Genomic DNA, 24,636 nt, shown 5'->3' with positions numbered 1-24,636 from the left:
TCCAGGGTTTTACACAGCGCTGGATCCCGGCTCAAGGCCGGGATGACAGGAATTGCTTGATTTTATCTACGCCTGCTAGAATTTCTTCTAGTTTTGACGCTAGACTGATCCTTAAATGCCCTGGCATGCCGAAGGGGGTGCCGGGCACGGTTGCTACGTGAGCGTCAGCCAGTAACGCATTAGCGAGCGCCGTATCATCCGGAAAGCGAGCGCTGAAGTTCGGGAACGTATAAAACGCACCTTGCGGCTTTTCACAAGTTACACCTGGAATCTGCACAATCGCTTCCATGAATCGATCGCGGCGTTCTTGATACGCCAAGCGCATCTTTTCAATCTCAACCTTCAGCTCCGCCGGCTCTGTCAGCGCATACGCAGCAGCCATCTGACAGATCGTAGGGATACAGCTGATACGTTGTTCTTGCAGTTTAACCATCGCCGAAACCGCCGGCTCAGGCCCGCCGATAATACCAACGCGCCAGCCAGTCATCGCGTAGCCTTTGGATACGCCGTTAATCACAATCGTTCTAGCATAGGCGTCTTCAGACACCGATGCCGGAGATACGTGTTTCAAACCATCGAATACCAAGTGCTCGTATATCTCGTCTGATATTACCCAAACGCCGGTGCCTTCTAAAAGCTTCATCATGCCTTGGAAGAATTCTTTCGAATACACCGCCCCGTCAGGGTTGTTCGGAGAGTTGACTACAATTGCTTTGGTTTTAGGCGTAATCGCCGCGTTGATAGATTCAAGTGTTGGTTTTGCAAAAACAGGCGTTGCACCGGAAAGCTTGACCATTTCTGGGTAACTTACCCAATAAGGCACCAAGATAATCGCTTCATCACCTGGCTCTAATAGCGCATCAAAAGCCAACGATAAACACGCTTTCGCCCCGACCGAAGACAGCACTTGCGCTGGTGCGTAGTCCAAACCTTGATCTCGTTTAAACTTAAGCCGCATGGCTGAAATCAGTTCGTCATTTCCCCGAACGCCCGTATAGCGGCTCACGCCTTTATCGAGTGCCCGGTGCGCCACTTCGACAATACAAGCGGGTGTTTCAAAATCAGGCTCGCCCGCACTTAACGAGATAACTTCGATACCTTGATCGTGCAACGCTTTGGTTCGCGCTTTCATTGCCAAAGTTGGGGAGGAGCCTAAGTTTAAAACGCGGTTACTTAATTTCATGCAAAGTCTTCAATAAACGAGTTGAGATACGATAAGGGTCAGCATTGGCACCTGGGCGCCGGTCTTCGATATAGCCACAGCGCTTTTGGACCACAGGCTCTGGAATTCGAATCGAGGCGCCTCGATCACATTCGCCCATTTTGAAAGTGTTGATGTCGCAGGTTTCGTGGTGGCCTGTCAGTCGTTCTTCCAAACCAGCGCCGTACTCAGCAATATGTTCTTTGTGATGCGTTGAAAGCCCTTCGACCAGCTTGGTGATTTCGCCCCAACCAGTCTTTTCATCTCGCATGGCTCTGGTGGAGAAGTTGGTATGCATGCCGGCACCGTTCCAATCGCCTTTCATCGGCTTTTGCGACAGACTGACACTGATACCAATATCCTCACCGATGCGGTGCAACAGCCAACGGGCTAGCCACAAATGGTCGGAGATGGTGAGCGGGTCCGCGCTTTCGGATTTGACGCCTCGATAGCCTATTTGAAATTCCCATTGAGAAGGCATCACTTCTGCGTTCGTTCCATAAATGGCAAGGCCAGCCATCACACAGGCACCCGCGTGGCCTTCCGAAAGGCTACGTCCCCAGGCTCTGTCTGCGCCCACGGAGCAATAGTAAGGGCCTTGGGGTTCTGGTTCTTTGTGCTCGGGCCATTTATAGGGTCTTCTGCCATCTGGCTCATACATGGTGTATTCTTGCTCGAAGCCAATCCATGCGTCTTCATCAGGCGCACCACGCTGCATTTCTTCACGCAGCTTGGCTCTGGTGTTGCTTTCGTGAGGCGTGCCATCCACGTTGAAAACTTCACACAAAACCAGATAGTGCCCATCGCCTCGAATCGGGTCTTTGACAAAGTTGACTGGTTTTAGCACCAGGTCCGAAAAATGGCCGGTCGATTGGTTGGTAGATGAGCCATCGTAGCCCCAAACAGGAAACAGAGACAGGTTAGGCCTTGAATCGCCAAAATCTAAGATTCGAGTCTTACATCTTAAACCTTGAGAAGGTTTCGCGCCGTCGATCCAAATATATTCTACAAAGCTGAACATGTTTACTCCTTCCTATCCCAATATTGCCAAACGCGTTTTTTCTTTCTTCGGAGCAGGCTTCGCCATCGCTGCCTTGACAACCCGGGTTGCCAAATCATGAGCCAAATCCTGGTAGGCCGGATGCTGAAAGCTCAAAGTCGCATCCAGCGGAATCTCGGCCACCACTGGCACGCCTAACTGGCCTGCCAGCTGACGCGCGCCGCCGTGAGAGAATATCTCATGACGCTTATCGCAACCGTCGCACACGAAATAGCTCATATTCTCAACCAAACCGAATGTCGGAATATTCACTTTATCAAGCATCGCTTTGGCCCTGGTTACATCTGCTAAGGCTAAATCTTGAGGGGTAGAGACCACCAATGCGCCTGCCACAGTGACTTTCTGCGAAATCGTCAAGTGAATATCGCCGGTTCCTGGTGGCATATCCACGATCAAGTAATCCACGTCACCCCAAGCGGTGTTATTGAACATTTGCATGGCGGCTGAAGCTATCATAGGCCCGCGCCAGATCATGGCTGAGCTGGTGTCTACCAAAAAGCCGATGCTCATCAGTTTAATGCCCTTGGCTTCCAAGGGAATCATGTAGTTTTCAGTGCTGCCTTCTTTGGCAATGCCAAAAACTTCAGCATCTTTAGGAACGTCAAACAGTGTCGGGATGGACGGTCCATAAACATCAGCATCTAAAAGGCCCACGCGGCATCCCATCCCCGAAAGCGCTAAAGCCAGATTGGATGCGACTGTGCTTTTGCCGACGCCGCCTTTACCCGATAGGACCAAAATAATATTTTTAACATCAGCAATGCCTTCTTTCTTCACGCTTTGCTCAACCGCTGGCTGAACTTCCGCGAAAACATTCAAGTCGACCGCTGTGCCTGTCGGGGCTAATAAAATAGCCGCTTCTTTGACTGCTGAAGCGCACTGGCGCTCCGATTTGAGCGCGAAGCTCGGCAAAACTAAATCGATGCGTAATTTCTGACCTTCAATTTCAATGGCTCTAACCCAGCCAAGTTTGACAACATCTTGTTCGAATTCAGGCACAATGATTTTGGAAAAAGCGTCTAGAAGCTGGTCTTTCAACATCGCTTCCGACTATCGTCGTATAGGCAAGAAGTCAAAGGCCCCGGTAGCCTTTTGGCGATGGTTCCTGTTATTTCAGTCATCGGCTTGGGCTACGTCGGCTTTCCTTTGGCGGTGGCATTCGCAAAACACTACAAAGTCATTGGTTTTGACACGAATGCCAATCGTGTCTCGGAGCTGCAAAATGGATTCGACCGAACAGAGCAAGCCGAAAGCGCTGATTTTTCAAATGCCAATATAACTTTAAGCGCTGAATCCAGCCTGCTATCTGAGGCTAATTTTCACATTGTCACCGTACCAACGCCCATCGATTCTGCCAAAAAGCCTGATTTGAGCCATCTGCTATCGGCCTGCAAATTGCTAGGCGCCTATTTAAAAAGATTCGATACCGTAGTCTTTGAATCCACGGTCTATCCTGGCCTAACCGAAGAAGAATGCCTGCCTGTACTGGAGGCGCTATCTGGCCTCAAAGCAGGGACTGATTTCTACCTGGGCTATTCACCCGAGCGCATTAATCCAGGCGACAAACAACATACGCTGGCAAGCGTTATTAAAGTTGTATCGGGTTTCGACGCAGCCAGCTTGAGCACAATCGCCTCGGTTTACGCAAAAATAATCGAAGCGGGCGTCTACGAGGCACCTAGTATCAAAGTCGCTGAGGCAGCCAAAGTGCTTGAAAACACTCAACGTGATGTCAACGTGGCACTGATGAACGAGCTGGCGTTAATATGCCATCGCCTCTCCATTGACACAGGCGAAGTGCTCAAAGCCGCAGGCACCAAATGGAACTTCCTGGATTTCAAACCTGGTTTGGTTGGCGGCCATTGTATCAGCGTAGACCCATACTATCTCACCCATAAGGCAGAGCAGTTGGGCTACCACCCTGAAGTCATCTTAGCTGGCAGACGAATCAACGACCAAATGGGCACGTATATCGCGCAACAAACCGTCCTACAGATGATTCACCAAGACATTTCGATCAAAAATGCCAAAGTGGCCATTTTAGGCATTACCTTTAAAGAAAACTGCCCCGATATCAGAAATAGTCGGGTGATTGATATTATCCGAGAACTTAATCGCTACGGCATCCAGACCCTGGTCCACGATCCCATGGCCAATCGGGGCGAGGTTCTGCACGAGTACGGCATCGAGCTATTAGACTGGGAGCAGCTGCCTAGAGTCGAAGCCGCCGTTATCGCTGTCGCGCATGATAAATACCGTCACTTTTTTACAGAGGCTTTTTCAGAAAAGCTGATACAAAAGGGCTTAGTGATGGACATTAAAGGCATTTTAGCACCAAGCGACGACTATAAAATTTGGAGACTATAAGTTCATGACCATTTTGGTAACTGGCGCAGCCGGATTTATCGGTGCAGCATTATGTGAGCGCCTATTAAAAGAAGGCCACCAAGTGGTAGGCCTGGACAATCTTAACAATTATTATGACCCAAAGCTGAAGCAAGCCAGGCTAGAACGCTTATCGGGCCAAGGTTGGCAGTTCGAAAAAGCCGACATCAGCGATAGAGCGGCTATGGAGTCTCTCTTTGCCAAGCACGGCTTCGACCAAGTTATCAATCTTGCCGCCCAAGCAGGCGTGCGCCACTCGGTCAGTCATCCGCACGATTACGTCAGCTCAAACCTAGTCGGCTTTTTGAATATTCTAGAAGGCTGTCGTCAAACTCAGGTAAAACATCTGATTTACGCCTCCACCAGCTCCGTGTACGGCTCCAGCACCAATTATCCCTTTTCAGAAGATGACTCCGCAGACCGGCCAGTCTCGCTATACGGCGCCACCAAGCGGGCCAACGAACTTATGGCGCATTCGTACACACATCTATACGGCTTTCCCACCACGGGCCTGCGCTTCTTCACCGTCTACGGCCCCTGGGGCAGGCCCGACATGGCGCTATTCAAATTCACCAAAAACATCTTCGAAGGCAAACCCATCGACGTCTACAACAAAGGGCACATGCTTCGAAACTTCACTTATATAGATGATGTCGTTGAAGGTTTAGTTCGGTTGATCAGACATCCCGGTGAAGACTACCGAGTATTCAACCTGGGCAGCCCAGTGAGCACTTCTTTACTGGATTATATTCAGGAAATTGAAAAAAATGCTGGCAAAAAAGCCATCTTGAACTATCTGCCCATGCAACCCGGCGATGTCGCCCAAAATCCCGCCGATACGCACCGACTAACAGATGCCACAGGGTTTACGCCTCAAATATCAGTTGGAGAAGGCGTTAAGAAATTCGTCGATTGGTATAGAGAGTATTTTGGGTAAGAAGGGAAAAATCCCCCTCAATCCCCCTTTTCAAAGGGGGAGGAGAAATCAATTTCCCTTTATTCCCCCCCTTTGAAAAAGGGGGGCAGGGGGGATTTTTCCCGCTCCCTCAATATACGCATAAATAGTTTCTAAAACTCCCCTGGTTTCCTTCAGGACCTGCATATTATTAAACCTCAAAACCGATAAACCCTGAGAACCTAAAAAGGCGTCGCGCCTAGCGTCGTAGTCGAGGCTCTTCGGGTCAAAATGCTGAGACCCGTCCAATTCCACCACGAGCTTTACACTCGGCGCATAGAAATCAACGATATACGAACCGATGGGCTTTTGACGATAAAACTGGACGCCTAGAAGTTGCTTTCGTCTTATTCTTGACCAGATCAATGCTTCGCAGTCGGTCATTGAGCTTCGTAGTTGGCGGGAACTAGTTATTAAACGTGGTTCGTAGTGAAGCATTTTGGAAAAATCCCCCTCAATCCCCCTTTTTCAAAGGGGGAGGAGAAACCATCATGTGCCTCAGTCGCCTACAACTTTCCTCCAGCACTGCCATAGATGGGCCGAAGCTGAAGCGTATGTGGTTTTCAAATCTCGATGGCCTAGGATGTCGCTTTTTCCCCGGATTAATGTCGAAAAACCGCCCTGGAACTACGATCACCTTGTGCTCGAGAGCCGCTTGGAAGAAATTCATATCACCTTGCAGATGGCTTGGCAGCTGATCCAGCTTACCCCAAATGTAGAACCCGCCCTCAGGCGGCGATTCCACGGTAATTCCCATGGCCATCAGCTCACGCAGCAAAAAATCACGTTTTGCTTTAAATACATTATGAATCGCCCGGCTCTCTGCGTCTACATAGCTATCATCCAGAAGCTCAATCGCTGCCTCCTGCGTAGGCCTGCTTGCGCCTCCGTCCAGAAAAGATCCCGCGGATTTAATCGCCTCAATCACCGACTTCGGACCCAATGTCCAAGATAGACGCAGGCCAGGGTAGCGCCAATTCTTTGTCAGTCCATCAATGACCAGCACCGCTTCTTCTTCGACATCCTCCACATATGCCGCAGCTGAAACAATCTTTGCAGCCGGCGTCCAAATATAATGCGAATAAAACTCGTCAATAATCAGCGCCAAATCAAGCTGCTTAGACACCTTCAACCAGTCTTTAAGGCGATCACCTTGAAGCACTGTACCTGTAGGATTGGACGGGTTCGAAAAGAGCAGGGCACTCAGCCCCCTGCCTAGAACTTCTTCTTCCAACTTATCCAATGAAAACTGATAGTGCTGTTCCGCCCGAAGCAACATCGGAATGGGTGAAAACACATGAAACACATCGAGCAGCTCTTCATAAGCCGTATAATCCGGCAAAAAATGCCCAAGATTGACAGGCCCCAAAGCAGCCGCCGCACGCGTCACAGCTAGCCTTCCACCCGCTGAAATGGCCACGTTGTCTGCAGTATACTGGCTTTTCATGCCCTGCCTAAACCGGCGATTGTAGAATGCCGCCACTGCCTCTCTCAGCGGCTTAATCCCACCCACGGGCGCATACTCCTGACCTTCAGCTGAAATAGCAATCTGCGTTAATCGAGCGGGTGAACCGGGCAACAGCCCCGTCTCAGGCTGGCCTTGCCCTAAGTTACACCAGTCTTTAGACGCCAGCGAAAATCCCCGCCTTTCCGCTTCGGAGGAAACGTAGATGACGCCTGTCAAAGGAACATTACGAAAAGCAGATGTCATAAGCGTTTCAACCCGTACCAAAGCAAATTAATCCCGCAGGAACGCATTGCTCAAATTGATTGTTGCTGGAAGATGGAGAAATAATGGCCTTCCATCAAATCGTGTTTTACTTCATAATTTTATGTATGACCCAACCCACGCTCGCAGCATGGGACGACATCAATCCAGATCAAGAAAGCGGAGATATTATCTATCAAGTTGAATTGTTTAAGTCACGCTTGCAAAATGCCAGATTAAATGTTCGCCTTCGCGTTAGCGCAGGCAGAGTTTTACAAAATTACTATAGAACTCAGAGAAATGGGAATGGGCTTGCGGAGGTGACCCGGATCATAAGCACGTTAATGCCTTCTTTACCTGAGCCAGCTCTAAGCCCGCGATCATCGGACGAGTCTGGCCCAGCGGAAATGATAGCGTTCCGTCAACCCAAAAGGTATATTATAGCTGTGCCGCCAAAAACTCAGCGACGTGATTGAGATCGAATGGCCAAGGGTATTCAATCTGCACATGGCTGTATTTAGCCTGCAAAGCCTCTGCTATCTCAGGAATTTCCACTTCCGAGTGCACACCACCCGGCGTAAACATGGTTGTGAGCAACGTAATATGCTGAAAGCCCTCATTGACCAGTTGATCAACCGCTTCATCAATGCTGGGGCCGCAAAACTCGTTATAGGCCAAAACCAGCTTGGTCGGCATCAGCTTGGGCGCTAGATGCTTCGCAATCGCCTGCACGCCAAAGCAAAAAGGATCGTTTTCGCGAGTTCTGGGCCAAGTTCGAATCTCATGATCGAGCGTGCTTTCTTCTTCGGTCATGGGTGTTTTAGCGCGTTGCCGCTGACTTTCTAGTATTTTCAGCCGACTTACTTTTTCGTTTGGAAAATCTTTAGGGATACCACCGTGACCAATTAGAACGACTGATTTTTTCATGCGTCAGGATTTATCAGCAAAACGTGAACCATGCATTAAAAACAACAGCATGAGCATCCCTGGAATAGCAATTAATGTTGAAATGCCAAAATAGACTGGCCAGCTCACCATGTCCGCCAAGATCCCGCAGGGTGATGCTAGGAAAGTTCGTCCCACAGCGGTTAACGATGATAGCAGGGCGTATTGCGTGGCCGTAAACGAAGCATGGCAAAGGCCGGACAGATAAGCCACCAAGGCTGCCGTTCCCATTCCCCCAGTGATGTTTTCAGCGGCAATGGTGAATACCAAGAGGCCCAAATCATGGCCAACGTAAGCTTGCGCTATAAACGCCAAGTTTGACAGCATTTGCACCAGGCCGCAGATTAGTAAGGCTTTCAAAATGCCAGCACGGGATACCATCCAGCCGCCTAGGAAGGCGCCGAAAAGGCTGGCGATGACACCGAATACTTTCGTGATGTTGGCGATTTCTATTTTGGAGAAGCCCGCCGCTAAGTAGAAAGGGCTGGTCATGTTCGAGACGAAGGCGTCGCCTAGTTTGTAGAAGACGACGAAGATCAGGATTAGGGCCCAGTTTTGGCGGGTGATGAAGTCGGCGAAAGGGGCGATGGCGGATTCGTAGAACCAGCCCTCTCCCGATTTTGACGAGTCAAAATCTCCCTCTCCCACGAGTGGGAGAGGGGACTTGGGCTCTTGGCATAGTAAGGTGGCGATTAGGCCGACACTCATGAGAGCAGCCATGGTTTGGTAGACGACTGCCCAGGTGAAATAGCTTGCCAAATAGAGGGCACCGGCGCCGGCGACCAGCATGCCGATGCGATAGCCAAATACGATGGTGGCTGCGCCAGCGCCGTAGGATTTCTCATCCAGGATATCTACGCGGTAAGCATCAATAACAATATCTTGGGTCGCGGATAAAAAAGAGACAGCCAATGCAAGCCAAGCGGTCCAAATAATATTTTCGGACGGACTACTCAAAGACAGACCAAACAATGCCCCTGCCAACAACGCCTGAGACAAAAACATCCAAGCTTTACGCCTACCCAAAAGACGCGTCAAACAAGGGAGAGGCATCCGGTCAATCAGAGGTGACCACAGAAATTTGAAGGTGTAGGGCACACCGACCAAAGCAAACAGGCCAATCGCCGTGTTACTACTACCAGACTCAGCCAGCCAAAATCCCAGAGTCCCCGCGGTTAGCATTAACGGCAAACCGCTTGAGAATCCAAGAAGCAATATAAAAAATATTCGAATGTCTAAATAAATCAAAACGGTGTCTCTTTGCTACAGGTCATCCGTCTGCCAGACAGAGGGTGGTTGAACGTTAGGCGAAATGCATGCAAGGCAATCCGGCCACGAACAGCCGTCTTAGCGCCATACTTTTCATCCCCAACAATAGGGCAGCCCAGCTCAGACAAATGAACGCGAATCTGGTTTTTACGCCCAGTCTCGAGGCTCACTTCAACTCGAGTGGTCGGGTCGCCTTTTTGCTGCTTTTTACTGGGTGCAGCGGGAATAACGCGGTAGTGCGTGACAGCTTTTTGGGCACCTGGCGTATTCGCTGGCACCGAATGTACTTTCAGCGCTGCGCTTTCCAAAAGCCAGCTTTCGATAACACCTTTAGGCTTAGGCATAACGCCTTCCACCAAAGCCATGTAAAGCTTATCGTTCAAATGCCAGTTGGCTTCAAGCTTTCTCTCAATCTCAGCTGACTTCGCAAAGATCATTACGCCAGACACCTTCTGATCCAAACGATGCGTTAAAATCAACGGGATATACTCACAAACCTGCTTAAAGAAATCTTCGACCAAAATACCTGCAGGTTTTACCGCCACCAAAATGGCATCATCTTCAAACAGCACTTCGAAATTAGCTTTCTTTCGATGCCGAGCTGCGTGCTCAACGATTTCGATGATATCCGATGATAAAACGACCGTATCTGGCCTTGCCACAACGGTTTTATTAACCGTCACAAAGCCATTTTTAATCAACTTACGGGCTCTGGTAACTGATGCCATCTTAAATTTGCGATGCACCGTTTCTAAAAGTGTCATGATTTTAAACTGGCAGCTACAAAGCTTTTAAACAATGGATGTGGATTTAGGGGCTTAGACAAAAATTCCGGATGAAACTGACAAGCAATAAAATAAGGATGCTCATCAAGCTCAATCATTTCCACCAACAAACCATCAGGCGACATGCCGCTGAATTTAAGCCCAGCCGATTCAAGCTGGCCGCGATAAGCATTGTTAACTTCATAACGGTGCCTATGGCGTTCCACAATTTCAGTGAGATCGTAGACTTTCTCAGCCAAACTGCCTTTTGCGAGTACGCATGGGTAATTGCCGAGGCGCATGGTGCCGCCTTTACGGGTGATATTTTGCTGGTCAGCCATAAAGTGAATGACTTGATGCTGTGCCTCAGGGTTAAACTCTTGAGAGGTTGCACCTTTAATGCCCGCGCAATGTAGAGCGTATTCGATAACAGCGATTTGTAATCCTAAGCAGATTCCAAAGAAAGGCACCTTATTTTCGCGTGCATAACGTACGGTCTCGATTTTGCCGGCCGTACCCCTTTCCCCGAAACCACCCGGCACCAGGATACCGTCCAGGCTTGCCAGATGTTTGCCTGGTCCATCTCGCTCTATTTCTTCTGAATCAATATATTTGCAAACGACCTTAGCGCCAGTGGCAATGCCCGCATGAACCAGTGCTTCGTTGATACTTTTATAGCTTTCAATCAGCTCGACATATTTGCCGACAATGCCAATCTGAACTTCGCGAGTCGGATTTTTAAAGCTGCGAACGACTTCTTCCCAGGCGGATAAATCGCCCTTAGGCGCCTTGATATCCAGATGCTCTAAAATGGCCTCTTCCACACCTTCGCGGTGCAAAACCAGCGGCACTTCGTAAACGGTACGCAAATCTGGGCAACTGGCGATGGCTTTTGCCGGCACGTTGCAAAATAGCGAGATTTTATCTTTGATGTCTTGGGTGACCGCATGCTCAGCTCTTAGAAGCAACATGTCCGGTTGCACCCCAAAGCTCAAAAGTTCCTTCACAGAATGCTGCGTAGGCTTGGTCTTGACTTCGCCAGCCGCATGAATCAGCGGCAGATAAGACACATGGATAAAGATGGTCGCCTTATGGCCTTCTTCCTGGCACATCTGCCGAATGGCTTCCACAAAGGGTAGGGACTCAATATCGCCTACCGTACCGCCCACTTCGCAAATCAAAATATCATGACCCGCACCCGCGGCGCGAATGGCATTTTTTATGGCATCAGTGATGTGTGGAATTACTTGAACGGTCGCGCCCAAGTATTTACCCTGACGCTCTTTTTCCAAAACTTCCAAATAAATCTGGCCAGCTGTTTTACTATTGAGCTTACTCAATCTAGTAGAAATATATCGCTCATAATGACCTAAATCGAGGTCCGTCTCAGCGCCGTCATCGGTAACAAATACTTCACCATGTTGAAAAGGGTTCATCGTTCCAGGATCGACATTTAAATAAGGATCCAGCTTCAGCATGCTGATATCCAGGCCGCGGCTCTCTAAAAGAGCACCAATCGAGGCTGAAGCAATGCCTTTACCTAGGGAACTCACCACGCCGCCAGTAACAAAAATATATTTAGTTTGATGGGCCATGGGACTATATCTTTTCCAGAAATTTCGCTATTTGGCAAGGCATGCATCGAGCGTTTGTAGACCATATTAACTCGGATTTTTCTTTAGATTCGCAAACGCTTCACCGTTTCGTGAAGGTCCTGAGGCTGAAAAACGAAGAGCTGGTTGAGCTGTTCGACGGCCAGGGAAATTTGCTACGCGGAAGCTTTAATCAAGCGGAGCCTACTGTTTTAGCAAATGCCCAACTGACCCAAGTTCAGCCTGATGCAATGCATATCTGCTTAATACAAGCCTTGGTTCCCATGGAGAAGCTTGAATACATTACACAACACGCCACCGAACTTGGCGTAAACGAAATCGTGCTGTTTAAATCTGAACGAAGCCAGGTTGATTTTAAGGATAAAATGCCAGCAAAGCTTGAGCGCCTGACGCGCATTGCGCAAGATGCTGCCAGGCAATGTGGGCGAGCATTTGTGCCAGTGGTGACCTCACCCCCTAACCCCCTCTCCAGTACCTGGAGAGGGGAGACCGAACGGGATCTCCTCTTGCTACCCTCTCCAGGTACTGGAGAGGGGCTGGGGGAGAGGTCCCCAAAAGAAGGCCGCGTCTCAATCATCATCGGCCCAGAAGGTGGCCTTTCTCCTGCAGAAAACGAGCGGTTTATTTCTCTGGGTGCCAAACCCATCCGCCTAGCCAAATACGTCCTACGCACCGAAACCGCCGGCCTCACCGCCCTGGCACAAATCCAAGGATCCCTCCTATGAGCCCCCTAAAACGCCTCTTCAAATACGCTGGCGAAGACCGCTCAAAAATCATAAAAGCATCTACTTATTCGGCGCTTAACAAAATATTCGATATTCTACCTGAAGTCCTAATTGGGGTAGCCGTTGATACCGTAGTCAATCAAAAAAGCTCGCTCATCGCCCGCTTAGGCGTACCAGGTTTGATGGACCAGTTGCTGGTCTTAGGTTTTGTAACCTTCCTAATTTGGGCCTTCGAATCGTTGTTTCAATATTTATATTCAATCGAATGGCGCAACCTGTCCCAAAAGCTGGAACATCGCCTCCGTTTGGATACCTATAGCCACGTTCAACAGCTGCCGATGAGCTATTTCGAAGACAAAAATACTGGATCGTTAATGTCCATCATGAACGATGACATCAATCAGCTCGAACGCTTTTTAGACGGCGGTGCAAATTCGCTTCTACAAATCTCGGTCGGCACGGTCGTTGTCGGCATTATCTTCTTCTATCTAGCGCCCATGGTGGCTCTGTTAGCACTCCTGCCAGTCCCGTTAATCTTACTAGGCGCCTATTTGTTCCAAGTGCGTCTAGGCCCAAAATACGCCAGCGTCCGCGAAAAAGCCGGGCTCATTTCCGAGCGGCTCAATAACAGCCTCAGTGGCATGGCCATTGTTAAAAGCTACACGGCTGAAGCCTACGAACAAGCCAAGCTTGATAAAGAGAGCAGGGCGTACCAAGAAGCCAACGTCAGCGCGATCGCCCTGAGTTCCGCCTTTATCCCTCTACTTAGAATGGCCATTGTGATGGGCTTTATCTCTACTTTAATTTTAGGTGGCTATATGGCCTTCGAAGGCCAGCTCGCGGTCGGCTCCTACAGTGTGCTGGTATTCTTAACCCAGCGCCTATTGTGGCCATTTACCGACCTTGGAAACATCACGGACCTGTACGAGCGGGCCATGGCATCGGCCAAACGAGTTTTGGACCTTCTGGATACGCCTCTTCCTAAAACGGGCAACCACGCAGTCCTTTCGAAAGCCTCGGAAGGCATCGCCATCCAGTTTCAAGACATCTCCTTGGTATACCCAAACGGCTTTAGCGCGCTCTCGGCTCTCAATCTAGACATCCCCGCTGGCGAAACCGTTGCATTTGTAGGCGCGACCGGCGCAGGCAAAAGCACCATCACCAAGTTGCTACTACGCTTTTACGAGCCCAGCTCAGGCCGCCTGCTTTTAAGCGGCAGAGAAATCGACGAAATAGACCTAAGAAGCTTGCGTCAAAGCATTGGCTTAGTCAGCCAAGACGTTTTTCTCTTTCACGGAACCGTCAGAGAAAATATCGCTTATGGCTCCTTCGATGCATCTATAGAACAAGTGATAAGCGCCACCAAAATGGCCGAAGCCCACGATTTCATCATGAGCTTGCCCCAAGGCTATGAAACAGTCATCGGCGAGCGCGGCCAAAAACTATCCGGCGGCCAGCGCCAACGCATCTCCATTGCCAGGGCTATTTTAAAAGACCCGCCTATTTTCATTTTTGATGAAGCAACGTCTGCAGTAGATAACGAAACCGAAAGCGCCATCCAAAACTCAATCAACCGCATTGCCAAAGGCCGCACCACCATTTTGATCGCCCACAGATTATCAACCATCAGACATGCTCACCGCATCTTCGTCCTAGACAGCGGGCGTGTCGTGCAATCGGGGACCCATGATGCTTTAATCGGGCAGGGTGGCCTATATCAAAAGCTCTGGAACATCCAAACCGGCGTCCAATTTTAACCCCGCCTGCGAATTATGATATATTTAATGAGTGAAAGGCTTTTTCAAGAAACTCTCAGGCTCATCTAGCTCGGGCAGCATTTCAAAGCCCGGTGAAGACAAATTCCAGTATGGTCCTCCGCACGGTCAAAACCAGCCTAAACCCGCGCCAGAGTCCAAAAATTTGACTGATCCCGGCCCTCAGTTCGAGAACGAAATTCTGTTAAGAGGCCGTTTAGGCAATAGCCCAGGCCTTAAGCCTAAGAAAAACAAAGATAAAGAAAAAGAAGACGCCGAAAACACCGAGCCTCAGAAACCTGATAATCTTGAAGCTGAATACGTTCAAATTATGACAATTAATGTCAATAAAAAATTAGACGACATGGAGTAGTTATGAGAGGAATGCCCGAATTTCGTCCACCTGAGATTACGCGTCCGCCCTTGGCGGATTTCAGGCCTACCATTGGGCCACAGACAGAAAAGGCCCCGGAAATCGATGAAAGTAAACTCGGCACGCCGATTCAAGAAAAAGTGGCCGATATCCTTCGAAATGCTTTTCAAGGAAAAGACAGCGTTGACATTTCCAGCCTTCATCAACAGTTTAGAGCAGCAAAGGCGGAAGACCCATCACTGCCTACAATTAAAATCGACGCGAAAACACGCGAAATTACTTCCGATGGCAAGAAGATCGGGGAGCTGCCTGATACGTTGCAGGTTAGAAATCAAAAAATATCATATACACCCAAGACTTTTGCGATGGATCCTAAAGGCGAACAAGCCGCCTTACGCAATCGAGCAGTCAACACAGCTCAAACCGGGCCAAAATCTCTCACTGAGAACTATACGTCGGTGAAGATGCACACTCAAGCTTTCAGCACACCGGTTGCCAAAAAGGGCGACGTCACCATTCCAGTGGTTAAAGCCCCACCGCCACCACCGCCACCTAAACCGGTGGTCGCCGCTAAGGCGCAGCCTCAGGCAAGGGTGGTTAATGATCAAACCCCTGGCTATATGCGTTCTACCATTTCTAGCAGAGCAAGAGATGTCCGAAATGCAAACCCAGAAGATTCAACCGAATCCGCCATTCAGGCCAGGGCAGGACAGATCGCGGCTACCACGGTCGCAATGAGAGCCGCTAAAACAGCTGCAGAGCAGGCAGCTGCGTCAGAAGTAATCAACAGTGGCGAGCCAGCCGTTGCAGGTGTGGCCACCTCAAAAGGCGGCGAAGAAGGAAGCAAAGATAGCAACAGGCAACGCCAACAAGCTCAGGCGGTGGTTAATACCAGCGAAGAATATCGTAAAAATCTGACAGAAACGCCAAGTGCACCGGGAAGTGCGGAAACGCCTGGGGGTAAGAGGAAATAGTCCTCTCCCGATTTTGGCTAGCCCAAATCTCCCTCTCCATGAAAATGGAGAGGGTAAAAATATCCTAGCGGCCGTGGACTAGGACTTTGCTGCCGGTTTCGAACATGACTTCGATTTTGTTGCCGCCTTTATCTGCGGTAACCACGCCGACGCCGAAATCGGTGTGTTTTAGCATCGATCCAACTAAATAGCGGGTTTGAAATTGGTAGGACTCAGCTTTCGCAGAATCCTTGTTTTCCATCAAAGTCGCGTAGCCGCGACCTGGATTGGCGGACACCTTGCTGCCACCGGCTTTTGAGGCCCTGGTGGCAGCGGTAGATGTCCCGGGAGCGTTGGGTCGATAGGTGTGCTTACCGTGGCAGGTGTTACAAGCAACTCGTTTGATTTCCGATCCCACCACCGCTTCGGTGGTATGCGCCAGAATCATCTTACAGCGCGTACACCAGCAATTGACATTCGAACCAATTTTCACTGCACTCATGGACCTTCTTACATCACGTTTGAGCGGGTAGTTCAATCCACTTCTTGAAGGCTTCAAACTGATAAGGTCGTCCAAGGAACCCTTCTACCAACTCATCAGCGTCTTTAGAGCCACCTTTTTCAAGGATCAACTTTTTATACCGTTTGGCCTGTGTTTTATCCATCAGGCCCTTCTTTTCAAAAGCGCTCGCTAGATCTTTGGCAATCACTTTGGACCACATATAGGTATAGTACATGGCAGAATAATCGTGCAGATGGCCGAAACTCAGATGCAGGTAAGTGCCGTCAACATAAGGGAATTCGCTGTATTGACCTTGGAGCTCTTTCATCAATGCCAATGGATCGAAAGTCGTAGGATCTTGTAGATAAAACTGCAGACTCAACTGGGCCAAAAACATTTGGCGACGCGCATCTAAGCCTTTCCCGAACTCATCCGCTGCTTTCATCTTGGCAATTAGCGGAAGCGGGATATCCGAGAAAGTACGCAAGACTTTCGGATCCCATGCCCATTCTTCGAAAAATTGCGACGGCGCTTCAACGAAGTCCCACTCCGTGGAGACGCCTGAGAAATGAACCCATTTTTGGTTTCCACCCAGCACATGGTGCATCAAGTGACCGAATTCATGGAAGAAAGTGACCACTTGATCATGATCCATTAAGTCTTCACTAAAGTTACAAACCAAGGCGCCTTCTGGGATTTGCTTGCCTTTCACGCCATTCCTAATGGTGAACTGCGCGGCATGCTTAAACTTGTTGTCTCTTGGGTGCATATCCAAGTACACGCGGCCTGAGAGCTTTTTGCCGTTATAGACATCGTAAACTTCGACCGATGGATCCCAGACTGCTGGCTTGTCCACGCGCTTAAACTGGACGTCAAACAGATTGCTCGTGAGACCCAGCAAGCCGTTTCTCACTTTAGGGTAGTGAAAGTGTGAACGGACAACTTGAGAGTCTACTTGGTATTTCTGCTGTTTGATCTTTTCTTCTAAGTAGGCCCTCTCGAAAGTGTAAACTTCGGTGGCTTTGGGGTCGGTCTTTCGCTTCTCAGCCAGGATAACGGCATACTCTTGTCTGGCGCCGTCTTTGGATATGGCAGCGATTTGATCAATGAAGTCCTTGGCGCGGACCGTGGATTTGACCATCTTGTCTTCAACGACATAGTCAGCGAAGCTGCTATAGCCTAAAAGCTGAGCCAACTCATAACGCTTGGTTAATAAGTCTTTAAGCACAGCTTCATTGGCGGGGTAGCCGCGCTGATTAAACTGCATCCAAATGTCTTTGCGGGCTTTGGCATCATCAGCGTAGCTCATGAACGGAATGAAATCTGGGTAGTCTGTTGAGATTTTGACTTTGCCGTTTTCTTGGACCGGGTGGGAAGCGATGTAATCGGCCGGCATGCCTTTGAGGCTGCTGGCATCGATCTCAACGAAGCGTCTATCGTCTCTAATATTGCGGCCGAAGCTTTGACCTACTACTACAAGTTTTTCTTCCAAGGCTTTGATTTTATTGCGTGTCTCCAAATCCTTGTCGATCCCAGAGCGTTTAAAATCTCTGAGGGAATTAGTTACCAAGCGCTGCGCATCTTTTGAGAGCTTCTTCGTATTAAGACCTTTTAAAGCGTTATAAAGCGGCTCGCTTAAAGACAGGTCGGTCATGAAGTGATGTGCCAATTGCTCGCATTGCTCAGCTTCTTCTCGGATGTTGGCGTCTGGGTGTACTTGAGAGATAAGCCCGGCCAGAGAGTTGGCGGCATCCAAGTGAATCTGCATCTCGTTATAGGGTTTTAAAGTATTCTGCTCGGTTCGGACTTTTTGGGGCTTTAAAATCTGGTCCAAAAGCTTTTGCGCAGCTGATAGTTCAGCTTTGCATGGCTCTAAAATACGGTCAAACATGACTTTATCTCCTGCGAAAAGGGAAAGGCTAAAAAATATGGGCAACAAAAACAGCACACACACCTCCTGATAGGGTCTTAAACTGGGGAGCCCCTAGGCAAACCTGGTTTTTTGTGTCAGGTTTCCTGCTTATGTTCAAGTTCAATGTAGGGGATAAAGTGGTCTACCCCGCGCATGGGGTGGCGGAAGTGATGAGCGTTGAGGTCCGAAATATCGGCGGCAACGACCAAACTTTTTATGTCTTGAGCATTTTGGAAAACTCAATGCGCGTGATGGTGCCTACGGCCAACGTGGATCAGGTGGGTATGCGGGAGATTGTCTCCAGCGAAGAAGCCGACAAAGTTTTTGAAGTGCTTAAAAAACGCGAGAAAATTGTCGAGTCCACCACCTGGAACCGGCGCCATCGAGAATATCTGGAAAAGATAAAATCGGGTTCGGTATTTGAAGTAGCCAAAGTGCTTAGAGATCTCTACGTCCTCAAAGGCGATAAAGAGCTTAGCTTTGGTGAGCGCAAGATGCTAGATACCGCTCGCTCTTTACTGGTTCGCGAGCTAAGCTTGTCAAAAGGTATCTCTCATGAAGAAGTGGAAAGCAAGTTTAGGACGATTTTTCGCTGTTAGTTTGCTGGCCATAGGCCTGGCCTGGATATGGGCCGACCGCATCCCCGCACTCATTTATTTTTTCGCTGGTACGCCCGTTCAAATCGAAGGTGTGCTAGGCAATCGGGCAGGGACCGTTACCGGTTTTTTGCCAGGCACTTTTATTTTAGGCCCAACACAAGTCCGAAATATGCTCGGCCAGCCCTATTTCATTGCCTTTGATGAAAATCTTTTCGAAAAGAAGTACGAAGCCTTTACAGAAATTAAAGTCAAAGGCCGGCTGGTTAAGTTTGGCTCTCAATACAAAAGTATCCGCCAGTTCTTTGAAAAACGTTTGGCGATGAACTTGCCAGCAGATGCGCAGCTGCTGATTGTTGGAGAAGAGCCTTTTAAACTTTGGCGCTACCCGCTGCTTTTCATTTTGTCGCTGCTGGTACTATTTATGAGTGTTTGGATGAATCGTCCAAAAGCTTAACTTCAGGCTCGGTTTCTTTCATAGCCGTTTTAAAGTTTTTAATGGCACCACCCAGACCAGACGCCAACCCTGGTAGACGTTTCCCTCCAAATAAGAGAAGGAGTATGCCAAATACCATCATGAGTTCCCAAGGACCAATTCCAAACATAGATATTCCTTTGCTGGCGCATGCCTTTCGATGCGACCAATTGACTGCCCATCTGGCTGTCGCAGATTACAGGAAATTCGTCAAGCGACGAGAGCGCGGCGAGCCTATGGCCTATATTTTAGGCGTGAAGGAATTCTATGGAAGAGATTTCGAAGTAACCCCTGATGTGCTGATTCCAAGGCCAGATACGGAAAAGTTGATCGAGCTGGCACTAAAAAGATTGCCGGAAGATGAAGCGCTATGGGTGGTGGATGCCTGCACGGGGTCTGGATGTATTGGGATCACGCTGGCGCTTGAGCGGCCGAAAATCAGGGTAATTGCAACTGAACTTAGTCCAGCGGCCGCTGAAGTCGCCAGGCGCAATATCGCCAGACATGGTGTCCAGGACCGAGTAGAAGTTAGAATAGGCCACTTGCTTACCCCAATGGTTTCTCCCCCCTCTCCACTTGGTGGAGAGGGGCCGGGGGTGAGGTTCGACCTCCTCGTTTCCAATCCGCCTTATATTAAGCCTGCAGACATAGCGGGGCTCATGCGAGATGTGCGGGACTTTGAACCCACGCTTGCTCTGGTGGGCATCGGGGACGAAGGCATTGGCCTTCATGAGGAACTTTTGCGTGAAGCCCCTCATATACTTAAATCAGGTGCTTTTGTTTTGCTGGAAATCGGATATGATCAAGGCTCATCGTTTATAGGCCGTGCCACTGTGTATCAAGATGATGCCGGCAACGACCGCGTCGTGGAGATTCATTGTGTATAAATTTATTGTCGAAGGTGGACGCCCTCTAGAAGGTTCTGTCGAAATTTCCGGTTCCAAAAATGCTGCCTTGCCAGTCTTAGCTGCTACTTTGCTGGCTTCTGACGAAAGCCTGGTCGAAAACGTTCCGCATTTGGACGACATCAAAACTTTAACCGAACTTTTCGAAAAATTAGGCGTCAAGCTGGCTGAAGCCGGCGGCGAAATGATTTTGGATACCCGCAACATTCATAGCGTTGAAGCAACCTATGAAATTGTTCGCAAAATGCGCGCGTCAGTCTTGGTCCTTGGCCCATTGCTCACCCGCTTTGGTAGAGCGCGCGTCTCCTTGCCAGGCGGCTGCGCCATTGGTGCACGGCCCATCGACATGCATTTGCGCGGTCTGGAGCAAATGGGCGCTGAGATTAAGCTTGAACATGGTTATGTGGAAGCAACGGCACCTGCTGGCGGTCTAAAAGGCACACGCATCGTTTTTGATATTCCAAGCGTTGGCGCGACCGAGAATCTGATGATGGCTGCCTGCTTGGCAAACGGCACGACGGTGCTTGAAAACGCCGCGCGCGAGCCTGAAATCGAAGAACTTGCCACTGCTCTGCGCACAATGGGGGCTAAAATCTCAGGTGCGGGCTCAAGCGTCATTCAAATCGAAGGCGTGCAGGCAATGAAAGGCATGCAGCATAAAGTTGGACCTGACCGCATTGAAACTGGCACATTTATTGCCGTTGCAGCCGCCACCAAAAGCGAGCTGTTCATTAAGAATGTCCAAATTCAACATTTGGATTCTGTTTTGTCTCATTTTAAGCAAGCTGGTTGCCAATTTGTCACAGACGGCCCTGGGCTTCGTGTGATTGCGCCGCAGAGACTTCAAAGCGTGGATATCAGAACCGCACCATACCCTGGCTTTCCGACAGATATGCAGGCTCAATTTATGGCCTGCATGGCGCTTGCGAATGGCAGCAGTCATATTGAAGAAGACATTTGGGAAAACCGCTTCATGCACACCCTAGAGCTCATGCGTATGGGCGCCGACATTTCCATGAACGGCAATGTGGCAGTGGTTAAGGGCGTGGAGATGCTCAGCGGTGCGCCGGTGATGGCGACTGATTTAAGAGCTTCGGCAAGTCTGATTATTGCGGCTTTAGCGGCGGAAGGTCAGAGTGAAATCTCGCGCATATACCACTTAGATCGTGGCTACGTGGCACTTGAGAAGAAACTGACGTCTTTAGGCGCGAAAGTATCAAGATTGCAGGCTTGAATCTGAACTCTCGGCGGTGCTACGCTGATTACATGACCGACCAGCCTGGCTTTCGAACCGAGACAGATAGTCTTGGAGAAGTATTAGTTCCAGCAGAAAAGCTATGGGGCGCTCAAACTCAGCGCTCTCTAAAGCATTTCAGTATCGGCGACGATCTAATTCCGCGGGAAATGATTCCCGCTTACGCCATTTTAAAAAAAGCGGTGGCGCAGGTTAATCAAAAGAGCGGCCGGTTGGACAGTCAAAAGGCTGACCTAATTATCCAGACATGCGACGAGATTTTGGCCGGCCAGCATCAAGACATGTTCCCCCTCCATGTATGGATGACGGGCAGCGGCACGCAGTTCAACATGAATGTGAACGAAGTAATTTCAAATCGCTGCGCTCAGCTTGCCGGCGAGGCTTTAGGCAGCAAAAAGCCTGTTCATCCGAACGATCACGTCAACATGTGCCAATCGTCCAACGATTCTTTTCCGTCGGCCATGTATATAACGGCTGCCTTGGGTGTGGTTTCGGAGCTCTTACCTGCACTTGCAAGCCTAAAACAAGGGCTTAGCGAAAAAGCGACCCTCTGGAAAGACGTGATTAAGATCGGCCGAACTCACATGCAAGATGCGACGCCTTTAACTGTTGGACAAGAACTTTCCGGCTACGTCGGGATGCTGGAAGCAAACGAAGGCCGCATCCAGCAATCTATGGAGCAAATATACCACCTGGCACTGGGCGGTACCGCTGTTGGTACGGGTCTGAACTCGCCTCCTGGCTTTGCAGAACAAGCTGCCGCTCAAATTGCTAAACTTTCTAGGCTGCCTTTTATATCAGCTCCGAACAAATTTACCGTGCAGGGCGCACATGATGCGCTGGTGCAATTGCATGGGTCGGTTAAAACCCTGGCGGTTTCTCTATTTAAAATCGCCAATGACATTCGGCTGTTATCGTGCGGACCCAGGGCAGGGTTTGCAGAGTTTGTCATACCAGCGAATGAGCCAGGCTCTTCCATCATGCCGGGTAAAGTTAATCCAACTCAATGCGAAGCTTTGGCAATGGTATCAGCTCAAGTTATGGCCAACGATGTGGCCGTGAGCTTTGGTGGCGCCAGCGGCTATTTGGAAATGAACGTCTATAAGCCGCTAATTATCCTGAATGTCATGAAGTCGATTCGCATCTTAAGTGACAGCATGACGAACTTTCAAAAGTTTCTGGTGGCTGACCTGGATATCAACCACAAACAGATCGCTTTTTATCTGGAGCGTTCCTTGATGTTGGTCACAGCGTTGTCGCCAGAAATTGGTTATGACAAAGCTTCCCAAATTGCGCATTACGCCTTAGACAACGACTTAAATCTGAAAGATGCGGCCATGAAATTAGGCTTTATCTCATCTGAAACTTATGACCGACTGATTGACCCTCGGAAAATGGTCTGAGTAGGGTTGCCATCGCGACGTGTTTCTCCTATAGCCTCCCGTAAGAGAGATTCGGAGAATGACACACATGGCAGAAGCATTGATGGATGGCAGAATCACGCAGGTTATCGGTCCCGTCGTAGACGTCGAGTTTCCGAGTGAGGCCTTGCCGAAAATTTTTACCGCCCTTTCTATTGATAACAATAGCAGCAACTTGGTGCTCGAAGTATCGCAGCATCTTGGCGAAAATGCCGTGCGCTGCATTGCTATGGATTCAACCGACGGCTTGACTAGGGGCATGCGCGTGCGAAACAGCGGTGCACCCATCATGATGCCGGTAGGCAAAGCCACCCTCGGCCGCATTCTTAACGTTATTGGTGAGCCCGTAGACGAGCAAGGCCCGGTGCAAACCGATACCTATCGCTCCATCCATAGAGAGCCGCCCGGATTTACAGAACAAGACACCGAAGTGAGCGTCCTTGAAACCGGTATTAAAGTCGTCGATTTGCTTGCGCCATACTCCAGAGGCGGGAAAATTGGACTTTTCGGTGGCGCCGGCGTTGGCAAAACCGTTTTGATTATGGAACTTATCAACAACATCGGTAAAGGCCACGGTGGTCTTTCCGTGTTTGCTGGTGTAGGTGAGCGAACCCGTGAAGGACGCGATTTGTATAATGAAATGTGTGAATCCGGCGTTATTAAAATAGATGAACACACCGGCAAGGTAAACAGCGCAGACAGCAAAGTGGCCCTGGTCTATGGCCAGATGAACGAGCCACCAGGCGCTCGTGCGCGTGTGGCGCTTTCAGGTCTTACCGTTGCCGAAAACTTCAGAGACGAATTCGGCCAAGACGTGTTGCTCTTTATTGATAACATTTTCAGATTCACTCAAGCAGGCTCTGAAATCTCCGCACTATTAGGCCGTATTCCTTCAGCAGTAGGTTATCAGCCAACCCTGGCCAACGAAATGGGTATGTTGCAAGAACGAATTACGACCACGAAAAATGGTTCGATTACCTCTGTGCAGGCCATTTACGTGCCAGCAGACGATTTGACCGATCCGGCGCCCGCAACGACTTTCGCGCATTTGGACGCGACCACGGTATTAAGCCGGTCCATCGCCGACTTAGGAATTTACCCTGCCGTGGATCCCTTGGATTCAACCAGCCGCATTCTATCGCCAGATACTTTAGGTGCTGAGCACTACGATGTCGCTCGAAAAGTGCAGTCAACCTTGCAGCGCTACAAAGACTTGCAAGACATTATTGCCATTTTGGGTATGGACGAATTATCTCAGGAAGACCGCCAAGTGGTATCCAGAGCGCGTAAGATCCAAAAATTCCTATCTCAGCCGTTCCATGTGGCTGAAGTCTTTACCGGAACACCAGGCAAATACGTCAAGCTCGAAGATACCGTTCGGGGCTTTAAGGAAATCGTCGAAGGCAAACACGATGATATCCCTGAGCAGGCTTTCTATATGGTCGGAACCATCGAAGAAGTTATCGAAAAGGCTAAAACCCTATGATCGAGCTAGAAGTTGTAACCCCTCAACGGCCTCTGCTGAAGACGCAATGTGAATCGGTCACCTTGCCAGGCGAGCAGGGGGAGTTTCAAGTTCTACCGGGCCACGTGCCTTTGCTTGCTGCGTTAAAGCCGGGCACGCTGACTTACGGTGATCAAAAACTCATGGTCGCAGCGGGTTATGCCGAAGTTGACGCCTCTCGCGTGAGCGTTATCTGCGAAGGCGCCGCCTGGCCATCCGAAATCGATCTGGCTTCAGAACGCACCTTGCTGGAGCAGCTCGAAGCCCAGTTATTGCAAATTTCCATGGAAGATGAGAAAACCTTAAAAGCAGTGGAAGCGCAAATCGCAAGCGTGACCGCCCGCATTAGGATTGTGTAACC

25 protein-coding genes are annotated in these 24,636 nt (G+C 49.5%); 13 read left to right on the top strand and 12 right to left on the bottom strand.

Going from position 1 to position 24,636, the window contains the following annotated elements; all coding sequences use genetic code 11:
- Positions 1–31 precede the first annotated feature (31 nt).
- From V4534_01890 to V4534_01880, 3 genes are read right to left on the bottom strand one after another with little or no spacing between them, the layout of a single operon-like run.
- A complete protein-coding gene (locus V4534_01890; protein MES2503607.1) occupies positions 32–1,183 on the bottom strand; it encodes a pyridoxal phosphate-dependent aminotransferase in 1,152 nt (383 codons plus the stop codon).
- Positions 1,170–2,222, bottom strand: a complete 1,053-nt coding sequence (locus V4534_01885; GenBank protein ID MES2503606.1) for a glutamine synthetase beta-grasp domain-containing protein — start codon at positions 2,220–2,222, stop codon at positions 1,170–1,172. Before V4534_01885 ends, V4534_01890 begins: the two co-directional genes overlap by 14 nt.
- 12 nt (positions 2,223–2,234) lie before the next feature.
- Complete coding sequence (locus V4534_01880; protein ID MES2503605.1) at positions 2,235–3,302, bottom strand: P-loop NTPase; 1,068 nt, start codon at positions 3,300–3,302, stop codon at positions 2,235–2,237.
- A gap of 57 nt (positions 3,303–3,359) precedes the next feature.
- Here V4534_01880 and V4534_01875 point away from each other — a divergent pair, with 57 nt between their 5' ends.
- Together V4534_01875 and V4534_01870 are read left to right on the top strand one after the other, a co-directional pair.
- The gene (locus V4534_01875) at positions 3,360–4,628 is read left to right on the top strand and encodes a nucleotide sugar dehydrogenase (GenBank protein MES2503604.1); all 1,269 of its coding nucleotides are present in this window, start codon (positions 3,360–3,362) and stop codon (positions 4,626–4,628) included.
- A gap of 4 nt (positions 4,629–4,632) precedes the next feature.
- Positions 4,633–5,583: an SDR family NAD(P)-dependent oxidoreductase gene (locus V4534_01870; GenBank protein ID MES2503603.1), complete on the top strand. Its 951-nt coding sequence runs from the start codon at positions 4,633–4,635 to the stop codon at positions 5,581–5,583.
- A gap of 48 nt (positions 5,584–5,631) precedes the next feature.
- Here the strand turns inward: V4534_01870 and V4534_01865 are convergent, their stop codons facing one another.
- The 6 genes from V4534_01865 to V4534_01840 all read right to left on the bottom strand — a co-directional run bounded on the left by V4534_01865 (position 5,632) and on the right by V4534_01840 (position 11,882).
- Positions 5,632–5,985: an endonuclease domain-containing protein gene (locus V4534_01865; GenBank protein MES2503602.1), complete on the bottom strand. Its 354-nt coding sequence runs from the start codon at positions 5,983–5,985 to the stop codon at positions 5,632–5,634.
- 70 nt (positions 5,986–6,055) lie between these two features.
- A complete protein-coding gene (locus V4534_01860) occupies positions 6,056–7,312 on the bottom strand; it encodes a pyridoxal phosphate-dependent aminotransferase (GenBank protein MES2503601.1) in 1,257 nt (418 codons plus the stop codon).
- A gap of 435 nt (positions 7,313–7,747) precedes the next feature.
- Entirely contained in the window at positions 7,748–8,236 is a 489-nt protein-coding gene (locus V4534_01855) for a CbiX/SirB N-terminal domain-containing protein (protein MES2503600.1), read from the bottom strand.
- Between the two features lie 3 nt (positions 8,237–8,239).
- Positions 8,240–9,502, bottom strand: coding sequence for an AmpG family muropeptide MFS transporter (locus V4534_01850; protein MES2503599.1), 1,263 nt, complete (start codon positions 9,500–9,502; stop codon positions 8,240–8,242).
- Positions 9,499–10,287 (bottom strand): RluA family pseudouridine synthase, encoded by a 789-nt coding sequence (locus tag V4534_01845; protein ID MES2503598.1) that lies wholly within the window; start codon positions 10,285–10,287, stop codon positions 9,499–9,501. Before V4534_01845 ends, V4534_01850 begins: the two co-directional genes overlap by 4 nt.
- The gene (locus tag V4534_01840; GenBank protein ID MES2503597.1) at positions 10,284–11,882 is read right to left on the bottom strand and encodes a CTP synthase; all 1,599 of its coding nucleotides are present in this window, start codon (positions 11,880–11,882) and stop codon (positions 10,284–10,286) included. Before V4534_01840 ends, V4534_01845 begins: the two co-directional genes overlap by 4 nt.
- Before the next feature lie 41 nt (positions 11,883–11,923).
- Between V4534_01840 and V4534_01835 the strand changes: the two genes are divergently transcribed.
- From V4534_01835 to V4534_01820, 4 genes are read left to right on the top strand one after another with little or no spacing between them, the layout of a single operon-like run.
- On the top strand, positions 11,924–12,625 hold the full coding sequence (locus V4534_01835; GenBank protein MES2503596.1) for an RsmE family RNA methyltransferase: 702 nt from the start codon (positions 11,924–11,926) through the stop codon (positions 12,623–12,625).
- Positions 12,622–14,382, top strand: coding sequence for an ABC transporter ATP-binding protein (locus V4534_01830; protein ID MES2503595.1), 1,761 nt, complete (start codon positions 12,622–12,624; stop codon positions 14,380–14,382). Before V4534_01835 ends, V4534_01830 begins: the two co-directional genes overlap by 4 nt.
- A 31-nt stretch (positions 14,383–14,413) precedes the next feature.
- On the top strand, positions 14,414–14,752 hold the full coding sequence (locus V4534_01825; protein MES2503594.1) for a hypothetical protein: 339 nt from the start codon (positions 14,414–14,416) through the stop codon (positions 14,750–14,752).
- Between the two features lie 2 nt (positions 14,753–14,754).
- The gene (locus tag V4534_01820; GenBank protein MES2503593.1) at positions 14,755–15,726 is read left to right on the top strand and encodes a hypothetical protein; all 972 of its coding nucleotides are present in this window, start codon (positions 14,755–14,757) and stop codon (positions 15,724–15,726) included.
- A gap of 64 nt (positions 15,727–15,790) precedes the next feature.
- Here the strand turns inward: V4534_01820 and V4534_01815 are convergent, their stop codons facing one another.
- Positions 15,791–16,207, bottom strand: a complete 417-nt coding sequence (locus V4534_01815; protein MES2503592.1) for a hypothetical protein — start codon at positions 16,205–16,207, stop codon at positions 15,791–15,793.
- Positions 16,208–16,220: 13 nt separating this feature from the next.
- Positions 16,221–18,098, bottom strand: a complete 1,878-nt coding sequence (locus V4534_01810; protein ID MES2503591.1) for a M3 family metallopeptidase — start codon at positions 18,096–18,098, stop codon at positions 16,221–16,223.
- A 131-nt stretch (positions 18,099–18,229) separates the two neighbouring features.
- Here V4534_01810 and V4534_01805 point away from each other — a divergent pair, with 131 nt between their 5' ends.
- The gene (locus V4534_01805; GenBank protein MES2503590.1) at positions 18,230–18,718 is read left to right on the top strand and encodes a CarD family transcriptional regulator; all 489 of its coding nucleotides are present in this window, start codon (positions 18,230–18,232) and stop codon (positions 18,716–18,718) included.
- Positions 18,675–19,172, top strand: a complete 498-nt coding sequence (locus V4534_01800) for a hypothetical protein (protein MES2503589.1) — start codon at positions 18,675–18,677, stop codon at positions 19,170–19,172. Before V4534_01805 ends, V4534_01800 begins: the two co-directional genes overlap by 44 nt.
- Here V4534_01800 and V4534_01795 read toward each other — a convergent pair.
- Positions 19,138–19,290 carry a twin-arginine translocase TatA/TatE family subunit gene (locus V4534_01795; GenBank protein MES2503588.1) on the bottom strand — a complete coding sequence of 51 codons (153 nt, stop codon included), beginning with the start codon at positions 19,288–19,290 and terminating at the stop codon, positions 19,138–19,140. The two genes, V4534_01800 and V4534_01795, sit on opposite strands and share 35 nt — an antisense overlap.
- Here V4534_01795 and prmC point away from each other — a divergent pair.
- The 5 genes from prmC (at position 19,277) to atpC (ending at position 24,634) form a co-directional block, all read left to right on the top strand.
- Positions 19,277–20,077: a peptide chain release factor N(5)-glutamine methyltransferase gene (prmC, locus tag V4534_01790; protein ID MES2503587.1), complete on the top strand. Its 801-nt coding sequence runs from the start codon at positions 19,277–19,279 to the stop codon at positions 20,075–20,077. The two genes, V4534_01795 and prmC, sit on opposite strands and share 14 nt — an antisense overlap.
- On the top strand, positions 20,070–21,329 hold the full coding sequence (gene murA, locus V4534_01785; GenBank protein MES2503586.1) for a UDP-N-acetylglucosamine 1-carboxyvinyltransferase: 1,260 nt from the start codon (positions 20,070–20,072) through the stop codon (positions 21,327–21,329). The genes prmC and murA overlap by 8 nt, the downstream gene beginning before the upstream one ends.
- Positions 21,330–21,361: 32 nt before the next feature.
- Positions 21,362–22,753, top strand: coding sequence for a class II fumarate hydratase (gene fumC / locus V4534_01780; protein ID MES2503585.1), 1,392 nt, complete (start codon positions 21,362–21,364; stop codon positions 22,751–22,753).
- 67 nt (positions 22,754–22,820) lie between these two features.
- On the top strand, positions 22,821–24,257 hold the full coding sequence (gene atpD, locus V4534_01775) for a F0F1 ATP synthase subunit beta (protein ID MES2503584.1): 1,437 nt from the start codon (positions 22,821–22,823) through the stop codon (positions 24,255–24,257).
- On the top strand, positions 24,254–24,634 hold the full coding sequence (atpC, locus tag V4534_01770; protein MES2503583.1) for an ATP synthase F1 subunit epsilon: 381 nt from the start codon (positions 24,254–24,256) through the stop codon (positions 24,632–24,634). The genes atpD and atpC overlap by 4 nt, the downstream gene beginning before the upstream one ends.
- Positions 24,635–24,636 lie beyond the last annotated feature (2 nt).

The organism is Myxococcota bacterium, assembly GCA_040387835.1.
Classification (GTDB): domain Bacteria; phylum Myxococcota; class UBA727; order UBA727; family JABDBI01; genus JAZKCZ01.
The sequence above is the reverse complement of the archived record's forward strand: the minus strand, read 5'-3'. Positions and strand labels throughout refer to the sequence as shown.

Excerpts from the sequence above, each read along its gene's own strand:
- V4534_01890 (MES2503607.1), bottom strand. The coding sequence starts at position 1,183 with ATGAAATTAAGTAACCGCGTTTTAAACTTAGGCTCCTCCCCAACTTTG.
- V4534_01885 (MES2503606.1), bottom strand. The coding sequence starts at position 2,222 with ATGTTCAGCTTTGTAGAATATATTTGGATCGACGGCGCGAAACCTTCT.
- V4534_01880 (MES2503605.1), bottom strand. The coding sequence starts at position 3,302 with ATGTTGAAAGACCAGCTTCTAGACGCTTTTTCCAAAATCATTGTGCCT.
- V4534_01875 (MES2503604.1), top strand. The coding sequence starts at position 3,360 with ATGGTTCCTGTTATTTCAGTCATCGGCTTGGGCTACGTCGGCTTTCCT.
- V4534_01870 (MES2503603.1), top strand. The coding sequence starts at position 4,633 with ATGACCATTTTGGTAACTGGCGCAGCCGGATTTATCGGTGCAGCATTA.
- V4534_01865 (MES2503602.1), bottom strand. The coding sequence starts at position 5,985 with ATGACCGACTGCGAAGCATTGATCTGGTCAAGAATAAGACGAAAGCAA.
- V4534_01860 (MES2503601.1), bottom strand. The coding sequence starts at position 7,312 with ATGACATCTGCTTTTCGTAATGTTCCTTTGACAGGCGTCATCTACGTT.
- V4534_01855 (MES2503600.1), bottom strand. The coding sequence starts at position 8,236 with ATGAAAAAATCAGTCGTTCTAATTGGTCACGGTGGTATCCCTAAAGAT.
- V4534_01845 (MES2503598.1), bottom strand. The coding sequence starts at position 10,287 with ATGACACTTTTAGAAACGGTGCATCGCAAATTTAAGATGGCATCAGTT.
- V4534_01840 (MES2503597.1), bottom strand. The coding sequence starts at position 11,882 with ATGGCCCATCAAACTAAATATATTTTTGTTACTGGCGGCGTGGTGAGT.
- V4534_01835 (MES2503596.1), top strand. The coding sequence starts at position 11,924 with ATGCATCGAGCGTTTGTAGACCATATTAACTCGGATTTTTCTTTAGAT.
- V4534_01830 (MES2503595.1), top strand. The coding sequence starts at position 12,622 with ATGAGCCCCCTAAAACGCCTCTTCAAATACGCTGGCGAAGACCGCTCA.
- V4534_01820 (MES2503593.1), top strand. The coding sequence starts at position 14,755 with ATGAGAGGAATGCCCGAATTTCGTCCACCTGAGATTACGCGTCCGCCC.
- V4534_01815 (MES2503592.1), bottom strand. The coding sequence starts at position 16,207 with ATGAGTGCAGTGAAAATTGGTTCGAATGTCAATTGCTGGTGTACGCGC.
- V4534_01810 (MES2503591.1), bottom strand. The coding sequence starts at position 18,098 with ATGTTTGACCGTATTTTAGAGCCATGCAAAGCTGAACTATCAGCTGCG.
- V4534_01805 (MES2503590.1), top strand. The coding sequence starts at position 18,230 with ATGTTCAAGTTCAATGTAGGGGATAAAGTGGTCTACCCCGCGCATGGG.
- V4534_01800 (MES2503589.1), top strand. The coding sequence starts at position 18,675 with ATGAAGAAGTGGAAAGCAAGTTTAGGACGATTTTTCGCTGTTAGTTTG.
- prmC (MES2503587.1), top strand. The coding sequence starts at position 19,277 with ATGCCAAATACCATCATGAGTTCCCAAGGACCAATTCCAAACATAGAT.
- V4534_01795 (MES2503588.1), bottom strand. The coding sequence starts at position 19,290 with ATGGTATTTGGCATACTCCTTCTCTTATTTGGAGGGAAACGTCTACCA.
- fumC (MES2503585.1), top strand. The coding sequence starts at position 21,362 with ATGACCGACCAGCCTGGCTTTCGAACCGAGACAGATAGTCTTGGAGAA.
- atpD (MES2503584.1), top strand. The coding sequence starts at position 22,821 with ATGGCAGAAGCATTGATGGATGGCAGAATCACGCAGGTTATCGGTCCC.
- atpC (MES2503583.1), top strand. The coding sequence starts at position 24,254 with ATGATCGAGCTAGAAGTTGTAACCCCTCAACGGCCTCTGCTGAAGACG.